This window comes from Thiobacillus denitrificans DSM 12475 (assembly GCF_000376425.1).
In the GTDB taxonomy this organism is placed as follows: domain Bacteria; phylum Pseudomonadota; class Gammaproteobacteria; order Burkholderiales; family Thiobacillaceae; genus Thiobacillus; species Thiobacillus denitrificans.
This window is the reverse complement of the sequence record NZ_AQWL01000003.1, coordinates 266,693-284,126: the sequence shown is the minus strand read 5'-3', so window position 1 is coordinate 284,126 and position 17,434 is coordinate 266,693. Positions and strand designations below refer to the sequence as shown.

The 17,434-nt window shown below is 64.5% G+C and carries 19 protein-coding genes; all 19 read left to right on the top strand.

The window, feature by feature from the left end; translation table 11 throughout:
* The first annotated feature begins 2 nt into the window (after positions 1–2).
* The 19 genes from iscA to gltA all read left to right on the top strand — a co-directional run bounded on the left by iscA (position 3) and on the right by gltA (position 17,410).
* Positions 3–326, top strand: coding sequence for an iron-sulfur cluster assembly protein IscA (gene iscA / locus B059_RS0106020; protein WP_026177341.1), 324 nt, complete (start codon positions 3–5; stop codon positions 324–326).
* 130 nt (positions 327–456) lie between these two features.
* Complete coding sequence (gene hscB, locus B059_RS0106015; protein WP_018077345.1) at positions 457–984, top strand: Fe-S protein assembly co-chaperone HscB; 528 nt, start codon at positions 457–459, stop codon at positions 982–984.
* Position 985: 1 nt separating this feature from the next.
* A complete protein-coding gene (gene hscA, locus B059_RS0106010; protein ID WP_018077344.1) occupies positions 986–2,863 on the top strand; it encodes a Fe-S protein assembly chaperone HscA in 1,878 nt (625 codons plus the stop codon).
* 8 nt (positions 2,864–2,871) lie between these two features.
* Positions 2,872–3,645 (top strand): DUF3050 domain-containing protein, encoded by a 774-nt coding sequence (locus tag B059_RS0106005; protein ID WP_018077343.1) that lies wholly within the window; start codon positions 2,872–2,874, stop codon positions 3,643–3,645.
* A gap of 32 nt (positions 3,646–3,677) precedes the next feature.
* Positions 3,678–4,016: an ISC system 2Fe-2S type ferredoxin gene (gene fdx, locus B059_RS0106000; protein WP_018077342.1), complete on the top strand. Its 339-nt coding sequence runs from the start codon at positions 3,678–3,680 to the stop codon at positions 4,014–4,016.
* A gap of 1 nt (position 4,017) precedes the next feature.
* On the top strand, positions 4,018–4,212 hold the full coding sequence (iscX, locus tag B059_RS0105995; RefSeq protein ID WP_018077341.1) for a Fe-S cluster assembly protein IscX: 195 nt from the start codon (positions 4,018–4,020) through the stop codon (positions 4,210–4,212).
* 190 nt (positions 4,213–4,402) lie between these two features.
* Positions 4,403–5,194, top strand: coding sequence for an EscU/YscU/HrcU family type III secretion system export apparatus switch protein (locus B059_RS0105990; RefSeq protein ID WP_018077340.1), 792 nt, complete (start codon positions 4,403–4,405; stop codon positions 5,192–5,194).
* On the top strand, positions 5,191–7,266 hold the full coding sequence (gene flhA, locus B059_RS0105985; protein WP_018077339.1) for a flagellar biosynthesis protein FlhA: 2,076 nt from the start codon (positions 5,191–5,193) through the stop codon (positions 7,264–7,266). Before B059_RS0105990 ends, flhA begins: the two co-directional genes overlap by 4 nt.
* A complete protein-coding gene (flhF, locus tag B059_RS0105980; RefSeq protein WP_018077338.1) occupies positions 7,263–8,399 on the top strand; it encodes a flagellar biosynthesis GTPase FlhF in 1,137 nt (378 codons plus the stop codon). Before flhA ends, flhF begins: the two co-directional genes overlap by 4 nt.
* Entirely contained in the window at positions 8,389–9,036 is a 648-nt protein-coding gene (locus B059_RS0105975) for a P-loop NTPase family protein (protein WP_018077337.1), read from the top strand. The genes flhF and B059_RS0105975 overlap by 11 nt, the downstream gene beginning before the upstream one ends.
* A 35-nt stretch (positions 9,037–9,071) precedes the next feature.
* The gene (locus B059_RS0105970; protein ID WP_018077336.1) at positions 9,072–9,782 is read left to right on the top strand and encodes an RNA polymerase sigma factor FliA; all 711 of its coding nucleotides are present in this window, start codon (positions 9,072–9,074) and stop codon (positions 9,780–9,782) included.
* 90 nt (positions 9,783–9,872) lie between these two features.
* Complete coding sequence (locus B059_RS0105965; protein WP_026177339.1) at positions 9,873–11,081, top strand: malic enzyme-like NAD(P)-binding protein; 1,209 nt, start codon at positions 9,873–9,875, stop codon at positions 11,079–11,081.
* Positions 11,082–11,127: 46 nt separating this feature from the next.
* On the top strand, positions 11,128–12,435 hold the full coding sequence (locus tag B059_RS18765) for an FAD-dependent oxidoreductase (protein ID WP_018077334.1): 1,308 nt from the start codon (positions 11,128–11,130) through the stop codon (positions 12,433–12,435).
* Between the two features lie 149 nt (positions 12,436–12,584).
* Positions 12,585–12,965, top strand: a complete 381-nt coding sequence (gene sdhC, locus B059_RS0105955) for a succinate dehydrogenase, cytochrome b556 subunit (RefSeq protein ID WP_018077333.1) — start codon at positions 12,585–12,587, stop codon at positions 12,963–12,965.
* A complete protein-coding gene (gene sdhD / locus B059_RS0105950; protein WP_018077332.1) occupies positions 12,962–13,321 on the top strand; it encodes a succinate dehydrogenase, hydrophobic membrane anchor protein in 360 nt (119 codons plus the stop codon). Before sdhC ends, sdhD begins: the two co-directional genes overlap by 4 nt.
* Positions 13,318–15,072, top strand: coding sequence for a succinate dehydrogenase flavoprotein subunit (gene sdhA / locus B059_RS0105945; protein ID WP_018077331.1), 1,755 nt, complete (start codon positions 13,318–13,320; stop codon positions 15,070–15,072). The genes sdhD and sdhA overlap by 4 nt, the downstream gene beginning before the upstream one ends.
* Before the next feature lie 103 nt (positions 15,073–15,175).
* Positions 15,176–15,871: a succinate dehydrogenase iron-sulfur subunit gene (locus tag B059_RS0105940; RefSeq protein ID WP_018077330.1), complete on the top strand. Its 696-nt coding sequence runs from the start codon at positions 15,176–15,178 to the stop codon at positions 15,869–15,871.
* Positions 15,864–16,118 (top strand): FAD assembly factor SdhE, encoded by a 255-nt coding sequence (locus B059_RS0105935; protein WP_018077329.1) that lies wholly within the window; start codon positions 15,864–15,866, stop codon positions 16,116–16,118. Before B059_RS0105940 ends, B059_RS0105935 begins: the two co-directional genes overlap by 8 nt.
* Positions 16,115–17,410, top strand: a complete 1,296-nt coding sequence (gltA, locus tag B059_RS0105930) for a citrate synthase (RefSeq protein ID WP_018077328.1) — start codon at positions 16,115–16,117, stop codon at positions 17,408–17,410. Before B059_RS0105935 ends, gltA begins: the two co-directional genes overlap by 4 nt.
* Positions 17,411–17,434: the final 24 nt, after the last annotated feature.

Genomic DNA, 17,434 nt, shown 5'->3' with positions numbered 1-17,434 from the left:
TGATGGCTGTCACACTTTCCGAACGCGCAGCGCAACATGTCACCAACTTCATTGCAAAACGCGGCAAGGGCGTCGGCATCCGCCTCGGCGTGCGCACCACTGGCTGCTCCGGCATGGCCTACAAGCTGGAGTTTGCCGACGAGGTACCGGAAGGAGACGAGGTGTTCACCAGTCATGGCGTCACCGTCTTCGTCGACCCGAAAAGTCTGACTTACATCGACGGCACCGAGCTCGATTACGCCCGCGAAGGCCTGAACGAGGGTTTCAAGTTCAACAACCCGAACGTGAAAAACGAGTGTGGTTGTGGCGAGTCGTTCAACGTCTGAACGGCAGGGGCTACGAGCCAGGGGCTAGGATTTAGGGGGCTTTGTGCTTCGCGCCTTAACCGTGGGTGCGGCCTGGGGCCGCACCTTCCTTAGTCCCTAGATCCTGATTCCTAACCCCCGCCCCCTGAACATGGATTTCTCCCAGACATACTTCGAACTGTTCGGCCTGCCGCAAGCGTATGTGCTGGACCGGGCCCGGCTCGACGCCGCCTACCGCGAACTGCAGACCACGGTCCACCCGGATCGTTTTGCCGCGCAGCCGGGGGCCGAACAGCGGGTGGCGATGCAGTGGGCGACGCAGGTGAACGAGGCGTACCAGACGCTCAAGCACCCAGTGAACCGGGGCGTGTATCTGCTGCGTTTGCAGGGAATCGACGCGCTCGCTGCCGACAACACCAAAATGTCCCCGGCATTCCTGGTGCAGCAGATGGAATGGCGGGAGTCAATCGAGGACGCCCGCGCGGACAAAAGCGTAACCGCGCTGGACGCCTTGTCCGGCGACCTGCGCGCCGCGCATCGCCGCATCGAGGCGCAACTGGCCGAGCTGATCGACACGGCGCACGATTTTGCGGCGGCCTCCGAAGCCGTGCGCCAGCTGCGATTCATGGACAAACTCATCGCCGAAGTCGGCGACGTCTACGAAGAACTGGAAAGTTAAGATGGCTCTGCTGCAGATTGCCGAACCCGGCATGTCCACCGCTCCCCACCAGCATCGGCTGGCGGTAGGCATCGATCTTGGCACCACCAATTCGCTGGTGTCCACGGTGCGTTCCGGCCTGGCCGTGGTGCTGGATGACGAAGCAGGGCATTCGCTGCTGCCTTCGGTCGTGCGTTATCACGCAACGGGCCAGGTCGACGTGGGCTATGCCGCGAAATCCGCGCAAAACAGCGATCCGCATAACACCATCGTTTCGGTCAAACGCTTCATGGGGCGTGGCATCGCCGATATCAAGGACATCGCCAGTCTGCCGTATCGCTTCGTTGATGCGCCCGGCATGGTGCAGTTGAGAACGGCCGCCGGAGTGAAAAGCCCGGTCGAAGTGTCGGCCGAAGTCCTGAAAGCTCTGCGCCAGCGCGCGCAAGCCGCACTGGATGGCGAGCTGGTCGGCGCGGTGATTACCGTGCCGGCGTATTTCGACGACGCCCAGCGCCAGGCCACCAAGGATGCCGCTCAACTTGCCGGCCTCAACGTGCTGCGCCTGCTGAACGAGCCGACTGCGGCGGCGATCGCCTACGGCCTCGACAACGCGTCGGAGGGGGTCTATGCGGTGTACGACCTTGGCGGCGGTACGTTCGACATTTCCATCCTGAGACTGTCGAAAGGCGTGTTCGAGGTGCTGGCCACCAACGGCGACTCGGCACTGGGCGGCGACGACTTCGATCAGCGCATCTTCTGCTGGATGCTCGAGCAGGGTCGTTTCGAGCCACTGTCGGCGGGCGACATGCGGCTGTTGCTGACCAAGGCGCGCGACGCCAAGGAAGCTCTGACCGAACATACCGAGGTGCGCGTCACCGCGGTGCTGTCGACCGGTGAAATGATGGACGCGACGCTCACCCAGGCCGCGTTCAACGCCATGACCGCGGGCCTGGTCAACAAGACGCTCGCCCCCACCCGCAAGGCCCTGCGCGATGCGGGCCTGGCCGCGGACGCGGTGAAAGGCGTGGTGATGGTGGGCGGTTCGACGCGCATGCCGTGCGTGCGCCAGGCAGTGGCCGATTTCTTCAGGCAGACCCCGCTGACCAACCTCGATCCCGACAAGGTCGTCGCGCTTGGCGCGGCCATGCAGGCCGATGTGCTGGCGGGCAATCGCGCCGGCGACGACTGGCTGCTGCTCGACGTGATTCCGCTGTCGCTGGGGCTGGAAACCATGGGCGGGCTGACCGAGAAGGTCATCCCGCGCAATACCACCATTCCCACCGCACGTGCGCAGGAATTCACCACCTTCAAGGACGGCCAGACCGCGATGAGCGTGCACGTGCTGCAGGGCGAGCGCGAACTCGCGTCCGACTGCCGCTCGCTGGCACGCTTCGAGCTGCGCGGCATCCCGCCGATGGTGGCGGGCGCGGCACGCATTCGCGTCACCTTCCAGGTCGATGCCGACGGGCTGCTGTCGGTGTCGGCGCGCGAACAGAGCAGCGGCGTCGAAGCGAGCGTGCAGGTCAAGCCCTCGTACGGGCTGGGCGACGAGGACATCACCCGCATGCTGAAGGACGCCTTCACCCACGCCAAGGACGACATGTATGCGCGCGCGCTGAATGAGCAGATCGTCGATGCGCAGGGCCTGATCGCCGCTACCCGCGCGGCCATGGCGGAAGATGGCGCACTGCTTGACGCGGCGGAAAGCGCGGCGATCGAAGCCGGCATCGGCGCCCTTGAACGCCTGCTGTCGAGTCCCGATGCCGGACTCGACCATCATCTGACCATCAAGCGCGGCATCGAAGCGCTGAATGCGGCCTCCACCGAATTCGCCCAGCGCCGCATGGATCGAAACGTACGCCGGGCGATGGCCGGGCAAAAACTGGAAACTTTTGGTTGAATCCGATTATGTTGAATGCAGATTTCATCGAATCCCTGCGGGTGCGGCTCGACGCGCACCCGATCTATGCGGCCGTCGCCACGCCGGGCGACCTGCGCGTGTTCATGCAGCATCACGTCTATTCGGTATGGGACTTCATGTCGCTGATCAAGTATCTGCAGAACGAAGTCGCGCCCGCACGCTGGCCGTGGATGCCGGGCAGCGACGCCGCGGTGCAGCGCTTCATCAACGAGATGGTGCTTGAAGAGGAAACCGACGTCGCGCCGCCGGGACAGGAAGGCCATACCAGCCACTTCATGCTGTATCTCGCCGCCATGCGCGAAATCGGCGCCGATGCCGGCGTGCCTGCGCGCTTCGTGCAGAAGGTGGCGGAGCAGGGGATCGCCGCGGCCCTCGACGCAGGCCTGGCGCCCGCGCCGTCCGTCGCTTTCACCCGCACCACCTTCGATTTTCTTGCCAGCGGCAAGCCGCACGCCGTTGCCGCCGCGCTGGCGCTGGGCCGTGAGCACATCATCCCGTCGATGTTCCGCGCGCTGCTGTCGCGCATGGCGGTGACCGAAGCGCAGGCGCCGAGCTTCCACTATTACCTCAAGCGCCACGTTCATCTGGATGGGGATTCCCACGCGCCGCTGTCGCTGCGCCTGCTCGCCGCCCTGTGTGGCGATGACCCGGGGAAATGGCGCGAGGCCGAAGCAGCGGCCGAAACCGCCGTCGACGCGCGGTTACAATTATGGGATGGCGCGCTTACCGCCTTGCCGAGCCGGCAATCCAAAGCCGCCTGACCGTATCCCAATTCAGTCGTATTCAAAAAGCCATGCCTCAACTCATCGTACTGCCCCACGTCGAACTCTGCCCCGAAGGCACCGTGATCGATGCCAAACCCGGCGACACCATCTGCGACACCTTGCTCGCCAACGGCGTCGAGATCGAGCACGCCTGCGAGAAATCCTGCGCCTGCACCACCTGCCACGTCATCGTGCGCGAAGGCTTCAATTCACTGGCGTCCTCCACCGAAGAAGAGGACGATCTGCTCGACAAGGCCTGGGGCCTGGAGCCGCAGTCGCGGCTGTCGTGCCAGGCGCGCGTGGCCAGCAACGACCTGGTGATCGAAATTCCCAAATACACCATCAACATGGTCAAGGAGGGGCATTGACATGAAGTGGACGGACACCCTCGACATCGCCATCGAACTCGCCGAGGCGCATCCCGAAATCGACCCGCGCACCATCCGTTTCACCGACCTGCATGGCTGGGTGATGGAATTGCCCGATTTCGACGACGACCCCAACCATTCCGGCGAGAAAATTCTTGAGGCGATCCAGATGGCGTGGATCGACGAGGTCAATTAACCGGGCAACATGCCGCCTGATTCATCGTCCCGCTTTTGATATTCCTTAACGCCAGCCGGCGTAGCTGAAATCAGGCGGATTGACGGCCAGCACAATCGAAAACCCTGCCATGCGACCGGGGCGCCTGCTGTTTAGACGGCAGGAAGCCTGTCCCGCCTCGTGCTAGACTCCCCCAAAATTCGAGACAAGCATGGCCGCGGAGACTGATCTTTCCCGTACCGAACCGGCAAGTCCGCAGCGCCTGCAGCAGGCGCGCAGCGCGGGCGACGTGCCGCGCTCTGCCGAACTCACGGCGTGGGTCGTGCTGCTGTCGGCGCTGGGCATGCTGGGCTGGCTGGCGCCGCAGCTGTTGAATGCCCTGCAGGCGATGACCGAGGCGGCGTTCATTCACGCGGCGAGGCCGCTTTCTCCGGTTTTTCTTGAAACGGTTTGGTCAGCGCTGTGGGCTTTGCTGCCGCTGCTGGCCGTCATTTTTTTCGCTGCACTGGTGGCGCCGATACTGCTCTCTGGATGGGTGTTTGCGCCCCAGGTCAGTCGCGCCGAGCCTTTCAAGTCCTTTACCCGGCTACTTTCCGTCGATTTTCTGTTTGATGGAACGCAGGCGCTGCTCAAGCTGGTGCTCGCCGTCGCTGCTGTGGGCTGGGCGCTGGCAAGCGGCTGGCCGGAGCTGCAGGATCTGGCCAGCAGCGGGACCGGCGTGGCACTGCCTGCGACCGCCGCCTGGGTGGGGCGTGGCGTGCTGGCACTGACGGCGGCGCTGGCGCTGTCAGCGGCACTCGACGCCGGCTGGCGCTGGTGGCGCTACCTGCGGCGTCACGCGATGACCTGGCAGGAAGTGCTGGCCGAGGCACGCGAATCCGAGGTCCATCCGGAAATGCGGGCTCGGCTGCGCGGCCGTCAGCAACGGGCGGGGCAGCGCCCTCTCCCAGAGGGCGAGGAGACAAACGTGATGCCCGGAACGATTGACGAGGTGATCGGATGAACGCGCAGGGCGTGATGGTGCTGGGCATGCCGGTTAACCGGCTGGCAGTGCCCGGGCTGGTACTGCTGATTCTGGCGATGATGGTGCTGCCGCTGCCCACCTTCATGCTCGATGTGCTGTTCACGCTCAACATCGCGCTGGCGATGATCGTGCTGCTGGTGAGCCTGAACGCGCGGCGCCCGCTGGATTTTTCGGTCTTCCCCACGGTGCTGCTGCTGACCACGCTGCTGCGCCTGTCGCTCAACGTGGCGTCGACCCGCATCATCCTGATGCAGGGGCATACCGGCCCGGACGCAGCGGGCAAGGTGATCGAATCGTTCGGCAATTTCCTGGTCGGCGGCAATATCGCAGTCGGCTTCGTGGTGTTCCTGATCCTGGTCATCATCAATTTCGTCGTCATCACCAAGGGTGCCGGGCGCATTGCCGAGGTGGCGGCGCGCTTCACTCTCGATTCGATGCCGGGCAAACAGCTGGCGGTCGATGCCGACCTGAATGCGGGCTTTATCAACGAAAGCGAAGCCCGCGCACGCCGCCACGAGATCGGCCGCGAGGCCGACTTTTACGGCGCGATGGACGGCGCCTCGAAGTTCGTGCGCGGCGACGCCATCGCCGGCATGATCATCCTCGTGGTCAACCTGATCGGCGGCATTGCGGTCGGCCTGCTGCAGCACAACCTGGGGATCACCGAAGCGCTTGGGCGTTATGCGCTGCTGACGGTGGGCGACGGGCTGGTGACGCAGATTCCCGCGCTGATCATTTCGACCGCGGCAGGCATCGTGGTGAGCCGCGCATCGAGTGAACAGGATCTGAGTCGCGAATTTTCCACCCAGATATTCGGCCGTCCGCAGACGCTGTATGTCGCGGCTGCAGTGCTGGGCGTGCTGGGACTGATTCCGGGGACGCCGCATCTGGCGTTTCTGACCATCGCCGCCGTGCTGGGCGGGCTGGGGTTCTGGCTGCAGCGCCGTCAGAACACGGCATTCGATGTCGAGCCGCTGGCGTTGCTGGAAGAGGAGGCCGCACCGGCCGACGTCACCTGGGACGACATCCCGCCGGTCGACGTGCTGGCGCTCGAAGTCGGCTATCGGCTGATTCCGCTGGTCGACCGCAACCATGGCGGTGCGGCCCTGACCCGTATCACCGAGGCGCGCCGCCGCTTTGCCACCGACATGGGACTGGTGGTGCCGCTGATCCGTGTGCGCGACAACCTCGACCTCAAGCCCAACAGCTACCGCATCACCCTCAAGGGCGTCGACGTGGCGCACGGCGAATTGCCTGCCGGTCAGGTGCTGGCGGTGGACATGGGAGAGGTGCTGGGGAGCATCGACGGGACGCCGGGGACCGATCCGCTGACCGGGCTGGGCGGGGTCTGGATCGAGGCGGGGCGGGAGAAGGAAGCCGAGCTGCGCGGTTTTGTCGTGCTGGAACCGGCCGAGCTTGTCGCGCGCCAGGTCGAAGCGGTGTTCCGTCAGAACGCGCCGGAACTGCTGGGACGCACCGAAGTGCAGCAACTGCTCGACACGCTGGCGCGCAGCCATCCCGGGCTGGTCGAGGACGTGACGCCGCGCCATCTGCCGCTGACCAGCGTGCAGGCGGTGCTGCAGCAGCTGATCGCGGAAAACGTCTCGATCCGCGATACCCGCACCCTGTTCGAAACGCTGGCGGCGCGCGCGCCGAAAAACCAGGCGATCGACGAACTGGTGGAAACCGTGCGCGCGGCGTTAGGACGCAGCATCGTCGACCGCCTGTTCGAAGGTGGCAACACGCTGCACGTCATCGGCCTGGCCGCACCCAGCGAAACCCGTTTGCTGAACGAGATGGGCGACGAAGGCGAAGCCCTGCTGTCGCCCGCCACGCTGGATGTGCTGAACGACGCGGCCGAACGTGCGCTGGCCGAGCAGGAGGAGGCAGGCTACCCGCCGGTTCTGCTGGTTTCTCCCGGCCTGCGCGCCATCCTGTCGCGATTGTTGCGGCGCCACCTGCCGCAGCTGTCGGTGATCGCGTATGCCGAGGTGCCTGCCGATAAAATGGTGCAGGTGAGCACGGAACTGAGCATCGAGGAGGGAGCATGAGCGCGCAGGTATTCGTGGCGGCGAATGCGCGCGAAGGCCTGGCGCGCATTCGCCGCGAACTGGGCGACGACGCCGTGGTGCTGGCCACCCGGCCGCATCCGCAGGGCGTCGAGCTGCTGGCCAGTGCCTACGGCGATCTGGCGACGCAGCCTGCCGGCGAGGCGCCGGACGCGACCGGCGCCTCGCGTATCCTGAATGAGCTGGCGCGCCTGCGCGGCCTGCTGCAGAATCAGCTGGCGGGTTTTGCCTGGGGATCGGCGCGGCGGCGCGATCCGGCGCGGGTGGCCGTGATGCAGACCCTGTTCGCCGCCGGTTTTGGCAGCGCGCTCGCCCGTACCCTGGCCGCGCGTTTGCCGCGCGGGCTCGATACCGATGCTGCCTTGCGCTGGCTGCGCCAAGTGCTGATCCGCAATCTGCCGGTACCGGGACGCGAAGTCGATCTGCTGGCCAAGGGGGGATGCTACGCGCTGGTGGGTTCCACCGGCTCGGGCAAAACCACCACGCTGGCCAAGCTCGCCGCCCGCGCGGCGGATAGGCACGGCGCAGCCCAGGTGGCGCTGGTGGCGGCCGACGCCTACCGCATCGGCGCGACGGCGCAATTGACGGTGTATGCCGACCTGCTGGGCGTGTCGCTGCACGTGGCGGAAGACCCGGACCGGCTGGCGCGCCTGTTGCCCGAACTTGCTGCCAAAAAACTGGTGCTGGTCGATACGGCCGGCTTTTCGCCGTCCGACCCGCGCACCCGCGAGGGGCAGGCGCTCGATGCCCTCGGCGTGCGCCGCCTTGCGGTGATTTCTGCCGGCCAGCAGGGCGCAGCAATCGAGCAGGCGATGACGCGTTTCGGCCAGGGTGCGGCTGCCTGCATCCTCACCAAACTCGATGAAGCCCCGCAACTCGGGGCGGCGCTCGACAGCCTGATCCGCCATCGCCTGCCGCTGGCGTTCATCAGCGGTGGCCAGCGCGTACCGGAAGATCTGCACGCGCCCAGCGCCACCTACCTGGTCGACCGTGCCTTGAAAGGCGGCCAGCTTGCCACGCCGTATGCGCTGCAGGCCGAAGACTGGCCGCTGTTTGCTGGCGTCGAGGCCGAGCGCACAGAGCGCCTTGCCCCGAAGGGCACAAGTGCCGGCTGACCAGGCCGCCGGGCTGCGGCGGCGCAGCGCCCGGCAGCCGCTACGCTGCATTCAGTGTTTTGTCGACTCCGTCCAATCCACATCCCGCCTGGCGCTGGCGCTGCACCAGCGCGGCTGGATTTCGTTGTTGGTCGATGCCCGTGGACGGCTACTGGCCGACTCGCCTGCCCGCAGCCTGTTCGGCTGGCGCCAGCAGCTTGAACGCGGACAGGTGCACACGCTGCCGCTGCCGCATGGCGACGGCTGGCATGCGCCCGGCGCAAGGGCGGACGAACCTGCCCTGGCAGGCATTGCCCAGGACTACGATGCCGTAGTGTTCGACGCCGGGCTGAAGGCGGACGATGATCTGGCGCTGATGCCCGGCGCAACCCATGCCGTGGTCATTGAGGTGAACGCTACGCACGAATCGATGCTGCGCGCCTATACCTTGCTCAAGACCTTGTCCCGGGCCGAGGCGGTGTACAGCATCGGCTTGCTGGGCGCCGCCGCCGCGTGTGATCGTGTGTGCGCTGCCTGCAGCCACTTTCTTGACCCGCGGTTCGCGCAAGCCATTTACAGTGCGGCCCACGAAGATGGCGTATTTGCCGCACTTGCCGTTAGAATGGCAAGCGAGGAGGCGAGCTTGGCGGCTCGTTGATAAAACAGGAAAAATATAGAAAATGGTCCTGAAACATGGCTGACAAAGCCTCGTCAAAAGACGAACAAATCACGAAACATGCGCCGCTGGTCAAGCGCATTGCGTATCACATGATGGCGCGCCTGCCTGCCAGCGTGGAAGTCGACGACCTCATCCAGGTCGGACTGATCGGCCTGATGGACGCGGTCGGCCGTTTCGACGGGACCCAGGGCGCGCAGTTCGAATCCTATGCCACCCAGCGCATCCGTGGCGCCATGCTCGACGAGCTGCGCGAGGCCGACTGGCTGCCGCGCCACGTGCGGCAGAAATCGCGGCAGATCGAAGCCGCCATCCACCGGCTGGAGCAGCGCAACGGCAAGGCGCCATCCGAGCAGGAAATTTCCGCCGAGCTGGGCATGCCGATCGATCAGTACCAGTCCATGCTGGGCGATGTGAAATGCTCCCAGCTGCTGTATTACGAGGATTTTTCCGATGAGGACAGCGCCAGCTTCCTGGAGCGCTATCTGGTCGACGGCAGCAGCGATCCGCTCGCGGTGCTGGAAGACGAAGGTTTCCGCGACAGCCTGATTGCCGCGATCCATCATCTGCCCGAGCGCGAGCGCAGCATGATGGGCATGTATTACGAACAGGACATGAACCTGAAGGAAATCGGCGCCGTGCTCGGCGTCTCCGAATCGCGCGTGTGCCAGCTGCATTCGCAGGCGGTGGCGCGCCTGCGCGCACAGCTCAAGATCTGGAAAGATTGAGGCAGCCCGGTCGCGCGCCTCAATGCGCGGCGTAACGCGAATAAATCCGCGATAATGACGGCTTGTTTATTCAGCCAGTTTTTTGCCGTCATGAGTCAAGCCGACCTCAAGAAAAAAGCCCTCGATTATCATCGCCTGCCCAAGCCCGGCAAGCTCTCCGTCGAATCCTCCAAACCGTGTTCCACCCAGGAGGACCTGTCGCTTGCCTACACACCTGGCGTGGCGCAGCCGGTGCTGGAAATCGCGAAAGATCCCGCGAAAGCCTACGACTACACTAACAAGGGCAATCTGGTCGCGGTGATCACCGATGGCACCGCGATCCTCGGGCTGGGCAACCTCGGTCCCCTTGCCGCGAAACCGGTGATGGAAGGCAAGGGTGTGCTGTTCAAGCAGTTCGCCGGCATCGACGTCTACGACATCGAAGTCAACGCCGAGACTCCGCAGGATTTCATCAAGGTGGTGGAAGCCATTGCGCCGACCTTCGGCGGCATCAACCTCGAAGACATCGCTGCGCCGCACTGCTTCGAAATCGAGCAGGCCCTGACCGAGCGGCTCGACATCCCGGTGTTTCACGACGACCAGCATGGCACCGCCACCATCATCTGTGCCGGACTCATCAATTCGCTGCACCTGCAGGGCAAGAAACTGGAGCTGGCGCGCATTGTCTGTCTCGGCGCGGGCGCGGCCGGCATTGCTTCCATGCGGCTTCTGGTGGCGATGGGCGCCAAGCCGGAAAATATCCTGATGGTGGACCGCCAGGGCGTCATCCACGCAGGGCGCAGCGATCTCAACGTCTACAAGCAGCTCTTCGCCCATACCACGGACCGCCGGACGCTGAGCGACGCCATGCGCGGGGCGGATGTTCTCGTCGGCGTTTCGGGACCGGACCTGGTGACACGGGAGATGGTGGGAAGCATGGCGGACAGGCCGGTGATCTTCGCCCTGTCCAACCCCGATCCCGAAATTCATCCCGACACTGCGAAATCCGTGCGCCAGGATCTCATCATGGCGACCGGGCGTTCGGACTTTCCGAACCAGGTCAACAACGTGCTGGGATTTCCGTTTATTTTTCGTGGCGTCCTCGATGCACGCGCCCGCCACGTTACCCGCGACATGCTGATTGCCGCGGTGCATGCGCTGGCCGCACTTGCGCGCGAGCCGGTCCCGCGCGACGTGCTCGCCGCCTACGGGCTTGAGCATCTGGAGTTCGGCCCAGACTACATTCTGCCCAAGCCCTTCGATACGCGCCTGATCGAGCGCATTCCGCCCGCCGTGGCGGCGGCCTGGCACGACAGCTAGAAACGGATTGGACTATGATGGAGACGAGTCTGGACTCATTCCCATCATGGCCCATCCCGCATATCAGGTTGCCATCATCGGCGGCGGCGTTTCCGGGGCCGCGCTGGCCTACGTGCTGACGCGCTACACCGGGGTCTCCTCGCTTGTCCTGGTGGAAAAGTCGCACCATCCCGCGGCGATCAATTCTGCCGCAAGCCAGAACAGCCAGACCCTGCACTACGGGGACATCGAAACCAACTACAGCCTGAAAAAAGCCGCCGAGGTGAAACAGGCGGCAGACATGCTCGTGCGTTGCGTGACCTCAGAAGCGGCGGAAGCGATTCTGCACCGCATGCCGAAGATGGTGCTGGGGGTGGGCGAAGTAGAGTGCGCAGCGCTGCGCGAACGCCATGGGCGGTTCCAGGCCTTGTATCCCGATTTGCATCTGCTGGACCGGGCGGGTATCGCCGGAGTCGAGCCGGACGTGGCCGGCAACCGACGCGAGGAACTGGCTGCGCTGGCTTCCCCGGATTCCTGGTGCGCAGTGGATTTCGGCCGTCTCACGCGCTTCTTTCTGCAACGCGCGCAGGCGCAACACGGCGGATTGGAGGTATATCTCTCCTGCCGTGTGCGGGATATTGCGCGCACGGCGGAAGGCTATGTGCTGCACACCTCGAGAGGTGCTCTATACGCGCAGTTCGTGGCGGTGTGCGCCGGCGCGCACAGCCTGGGCTTCGCACAGAACATGGGCTACGGGTGGCAGTATTCGATCCTGCCGGTGGCGGGCAGTTTTTTTCATGCGCGGTGCCGGGTGCGCGGCAAGGTCTATACGGTGCAAAGCGAGCATCTTCCGTTTGCCGCCCTCCACGCCGACCCGGACATCGAGCATCGACAGTGGATGCGGCTGGGCCCCACCGCGCTGCTCGTGCCTTTCCTCGAACGCAGGCGCTGGGCGAGCGTGCCCGGGTTCTTGCGTACGATGCGGCTTGATGCCGGCACGTTCGGCACGTTTGCTGGTATCCTCGGTGTGGCGGAAATACGCCGCTACATGGTGCGTAATCTGCTGTACGAAATCCCGCTGCTGCGGGCTGCGCTATTTGCACAGGCAGCGCGAAAAATACTGCCGGCATTGCGCATGGCGGATTTGCGCTATGCGCGCGGCGTCGGCGGCCTGCGGCCGCAGCTGATCGACCGTGCCGCGCGTCGCCTGGTGCTTGGCGAGGCAGCGATCGACAGCGACGAAGGCTTGCTGTTCAATATCACCCCGTCGCCCGGCGCGACGATGTGCCTTGCCAACGCGATCCGTGATGCCCGCAAGATCGCCGGGTTTCTCGGCTGCGTATTCGACGGGGAGAAGGTGAATGAAACGCTTTGAAACCAGCCGCAACCCGGGTGCTCCCAGGCGGCCCGGCCATAAGAGATGCACGCCAGACCTACTTGCCTGAACACGTTCCGCGTGCACTTGATGTTGTTTGGGTGGCGATCCCGACAATCGTTGCCCGAACTGAAACCCGGTGCCCTGCCGTGAAGCCGGTCGCGCGTCCCGTCTACCTGAACCTGTTCCGCATCCATTTGCCGCTCGCCGGCTGGGTGTCGATCCTGCATCGCGTTTCGGGCGTACTGCTGTTCGTGGCTTTTCCGTTCGGGGTGTGGGCGCTGTCGGTCTCACTGTCGGGCGAAGCCGGCTTCCAGCGCATGGCCGATTGGCTGACGCATCCGCTGGCCAGGCTGGTGCTGCTGTTTCTGGTATGGGCGTTTGCGCATCATTTTTTCGCCGGCTTGCGGCACCTGGCGCTGGATGTGCACTGGGGTCTTGACCTGCGCCGGGCGTGGCAAAGCAGCATCGCGGTTTTGCTGGCAAGCGGGCTGGCCACGCTGCTTGCCGCCTGGAAGCTGTTCGCATGAAAACCACCACCGGCGCGCATACCGGCACGGGAACCTGGCTTCTGCAGCGTGCCACTGCGGTGATGCTGGCGCTGGCTTTGCCGCTGTTGGCAGCGTATTTCCTGGCCGCCTTGCCGCTTGATTTCGCCGGCTGGCAGGCCTTGTTCGCGCCGCCGTGGCTGCGTGTGCTGATGCTGCTCACGGCCACGGCGCTGGCACTGCACGCCTGGGTGGGGGTACGCGACATCTGCATGGATTACGCTCACCCGACCGGCCTGCGGCTGGCGCTGTATCTGGCGGTGATCGTCACCCTGGCGGGCAGCATGGCGTGGCTGGCCGTGATCCTGTTTGACGCGGCGCTGGGACGTACGGCATGAACACGCGCCGTTTCGATGCACTCATCATCGGCGGCGGCGGCGCCGGCCTGCGCGCGGCACTGCAACTGGCGCGTTCCGACTATACGGTCGCGGTGGTGTCGAAGGTCTTTCCCACGCGTTCGCACACGGTATCGGCACAGGGCGGCATTACCGCCGCACTCGCCAACGTCGACGACGACCGCTGGGAATGGCACATGTATGACACGGTCAAGGGCGGCGACTGGCTCGGCGACCAGGACGCGATCGAGTTCATGTGCCGCGAGGCTGCCAGCGCTGTCTACGAACTGGAACACATGGGGCTGCCGTTCTCTCGCCTCGATAACGGCAAGATCTACCAGCGGCCATTCGGCGGCCAGTCGAAGCATTTCGGCGGCGACCAGGCCACCCGTACCTGCGCTGCGGCCGACCGCACCGGCCATGCGCTGCTGCATACGCTGTATCAGCAGAACATCCAGCATCGCACGCAGTTCTTCGACGAATACTTTGCCCTCGACCTGCTGCGCGACGCCGACGGCTACTGTCTGGGTGTCAGCGCGTTTTCGATCGAAACCGGCGAACCGCTGCTGATCGAGGCGCGCGCGACGCTGCTTGCCACCGGCGGGGCAGGGCGTGTGTTCGGCAACAGCAGCAACGCCATGATCAATACCGGCGACGGTCTCGGCATGGTGCTGCGTGCCGGGCTGCCGCTGCAGGACATGGAATTCTGGCAGTTCCACCCCACCGGCATCGCCGGTGTCGGCTGTCTCATCACCGAAGGCGTACGCGGCGAGGGCGGCTATCTCCTGAACAAGCACGGCGAACGTTTCATGGAACGTTATGCGCCGCACGCCCGGGATCTCGCCGGGCGCGATGTGGTGGCGCGCGCGATTGCCATCGAAATCGCCGAGGGGCGTGGCTGCGGGCCGCGTGCGGACTGCGTCGATCTCAAGCTTGACCACCTGGGCGAGCAGGCCATCGTCGAAAAACTTCCCGGCATCCGTGAGCTGTCGATCCGCTTCGCTGGTGTCGATCCGATCAAGGCGCCGATTCCGGTCGCTCCCACCGCGCACTACATGATGGGCGGCATTCCCACCAACCTGCACGGCCAGGTCGTCGCGCCCGCGCGCTTCGGCCCGGAAGAGCCGGTGCCGGGCCTGTATGCCGTCGGTGAATGCGCGTGCGTGTCGGTGCACGGTGCCAACCGGCTGGGCGGCAATTCGCTGCTCGACCTGGTCGTGTTCGGCCGCGCCGCAGGCAGGCATATGCTGGAGTATCTGCGCGACAACCCGTATCCGCGCCCCTTGCCGGGTGACGCCGCCGATGCCAGTCGCGCGCGGCTGGCGCGCTGGGAGCAGCCCGGCAACGAGCGCATCACCGCGATTACTGACGATCTCCGTCGTACCATGCAGACCCGGTGCGGCGTGTTCCGCACCGACACCGTCTTGCGTGAAGGCTTCACGCAGTTGAACGAGCTGGAAGCGCGCCTGGCGCATGCAGGCTTGCAGGACACCAGCCGCGTGTTCAACACCGCGCGTATCGAGGCGCTGGAACTGGAAAACCTGATCGGCGTGGCGCGCGCGACGCTGGTGTCGGCGATTTCCCGAACCGAAAGCCGCGGCGCGCATACCCGCGAGGATTTTCCGCAGCGCGACGACGAGCACTGGCTCAAGCACACGCTCTATTCGCGTGAAGGGGACCAGGTGGATGCCAAGCCGGTGCGGTTGAAGCCGTTGACGGTGGAGTCGATCCGGCCGAAGGAGCGGGTGTATTGATGCGTTCCGGGATTTTTCATTTATTTGTGGGATACAAGGGTGCCGCTTTTCGCTCAAGGACGAAAAGCGAAGCCGCCGCAATCCCGGCGGACTGTGAGTGCACATGAAATTCTGCCTCTACCGCTACCGTCCCGAATCCGGTGAGAAACCCTTCATGCAGGAGGTCGAACTCGACATCGACCCGGCCGGCAAGATGCTGCTCGACGCGCTCATCGCGATCAAGGCGCAGGACGAAACGCTGAGCCTGCGCCGCTCCTGCCGCGAAGGCGTGTGCGGGTCGGATGCGGTGAACGTCAATGGAAAGAACCGGCTGGCGTGCATCACACCGCTTTCCGAACTGACGGAGCCGATCGAAGTGCGGCCGCTGCCGGGGCTGCCGGTGATCCGCGACCTGGTCGTCGACATGGAGCCGTTCTACAGGCAGTACCGCTCGGTCAAGCCCTGGCTCGTCAACGACGACCCCGAACCCGAGGTGGAACGTTTGCAGAGTCCGCAGGATCGCGCGCTGCTCGACGGCGCCTACGAATGCATCCTGTGCGCCTGCTGTACCACGGCGTGCCCTTCGTTCTGGTGGAATCCGGAAAAATTCGTCGGCCCGGCGGGGCTGCTGCAGGCGTACCGTTTCATTGCCGACAGCCGGGACGAAGCGACGCCCGCGCGGCTCGACAACCTGGAAGACCCGTACCGGCTGTACCGCTGCCGTGGCATCATGAATTGCGTCGATGCCTGCCCCAAGGGGCTGAACCCGACGGCGGCAATCGGGCGCATCAAAGCCTTGCTGGTGAAACGGCGTGTCTGACGCGCTGGCCTGGCGCTGCCGTCGCGGATTGCTCGAACTCGATCTCTGGCTGGGTGGCTTTCTGCAGGCGCACCGCGCTACACTTCAGCCTGGCGAGACAGCCGCACTGGAACGGTTGCTGGCCTTGTCCGACATGGAAATCGTCGACCGGCTGCAAGGCAGGTCGCCTGCGGGCGATGCCGCTCTCGAAGCGCTTGTTGGACGCCTGCGGCATTATCGGGCTGCACTATTTTTGGAATGGCAATGAAAAAAACCGTCACCCTTACTTTCAGCGACGGCAGTCCGTCCATCGAACTGCCCATCGAACAGGGCACCTATGGCAAGCCGGTGATCGACATCCGCGAACTCGGCCCGCACGGCTACTTTACCCACGACCCGGGTTTCACCGCCACCTCCAGCTGTAATTCCGCCATTACCTATATCGACGGCGACGAAGGGCTGCTGTATTACCGTGGCTACCCGATCGAAGAACTGGCCTATCAGTCGGATTACATGGAAGTCTGTTATCTGCTGAACCACGGCGAATTGCCTACGGCCGGGCAGAAAATGGCATTCGAAAACTCGATCCGTCATCACAGCCTGCTGCACGACCAGATGGAGAACGTGTTCCGCGGATTCCGCCGCAGCGCACATCCGATGGCGGTGATGATCGGCGTCACCGGCGCGATGTCGGCCTTCTACCATGAAGGCACCGATCTGTTCGATCCGCGCCACCGTGAAATCGTCGCGCATCGCCTGATCGCCAAGATACCCACGGTGGCGGCCTGGGCCTACAAGTTCAACGAAGGCCAGCCCTTCGTCTACCCGCAGAACCATCTGTCGTATGCCGAAAACTTCATGCACATGATGTTTTCCACCCCGTGCGAGCCCTATCAACCCAGGCCGGTGCTGGCGCGCGCGCTCGACCGTATTTTCATCCTGCACGCCGACCATGAGCAGAACGCCTCGACCTCGACCGTGCGGCTGGCCGGTTCCAGCGGCGCCAATCCCTATGCCTGCGTCGCGGCCGGCATGGCATCGCTGTGGGGGCCACTGCACGGCGGCGCCAACGAGGCGGTGCTGAAAATGCTCGACGAAATGGGCGACGTCTCGCGCATTCCCGAATACATCAAGCGCGCCAAGGACAAGGCCGACACCTTCCGCCTGATGGGTTTCGGTCACCGCGTCTACAAGAACATGGACCCGCGCGCGCGCATCATTCGCCAGACCTGCTACGAAGTGCTGGACGAACTCGACCTGCGCGACGATCCGCAGTTTAAGATAGCGATGGAACTCGAGCGCATCGCGCTGGAAGACGACTATTTCATTTCGCGCAAGCTTTATCCCAACGTCGATTTTTATTCCGGCATCATCTTCCGTGCCATGGGTATTCCACCCAGCATGTTCACCGTGATGTTCGCCCTCGCGCGGACATCAGGCTGGGTGGCGCAGTGGAACGAAATGCTGTCCGATCCGGCTCACAAGATCGGCCGCCCGCGCCAGCTCTATACCGGTGCGACACGTCGCGAATACGTGTCGCTGGACCAGCGCCGTGCCTGAGCCGGCAGCACGTTGGCCGACCGC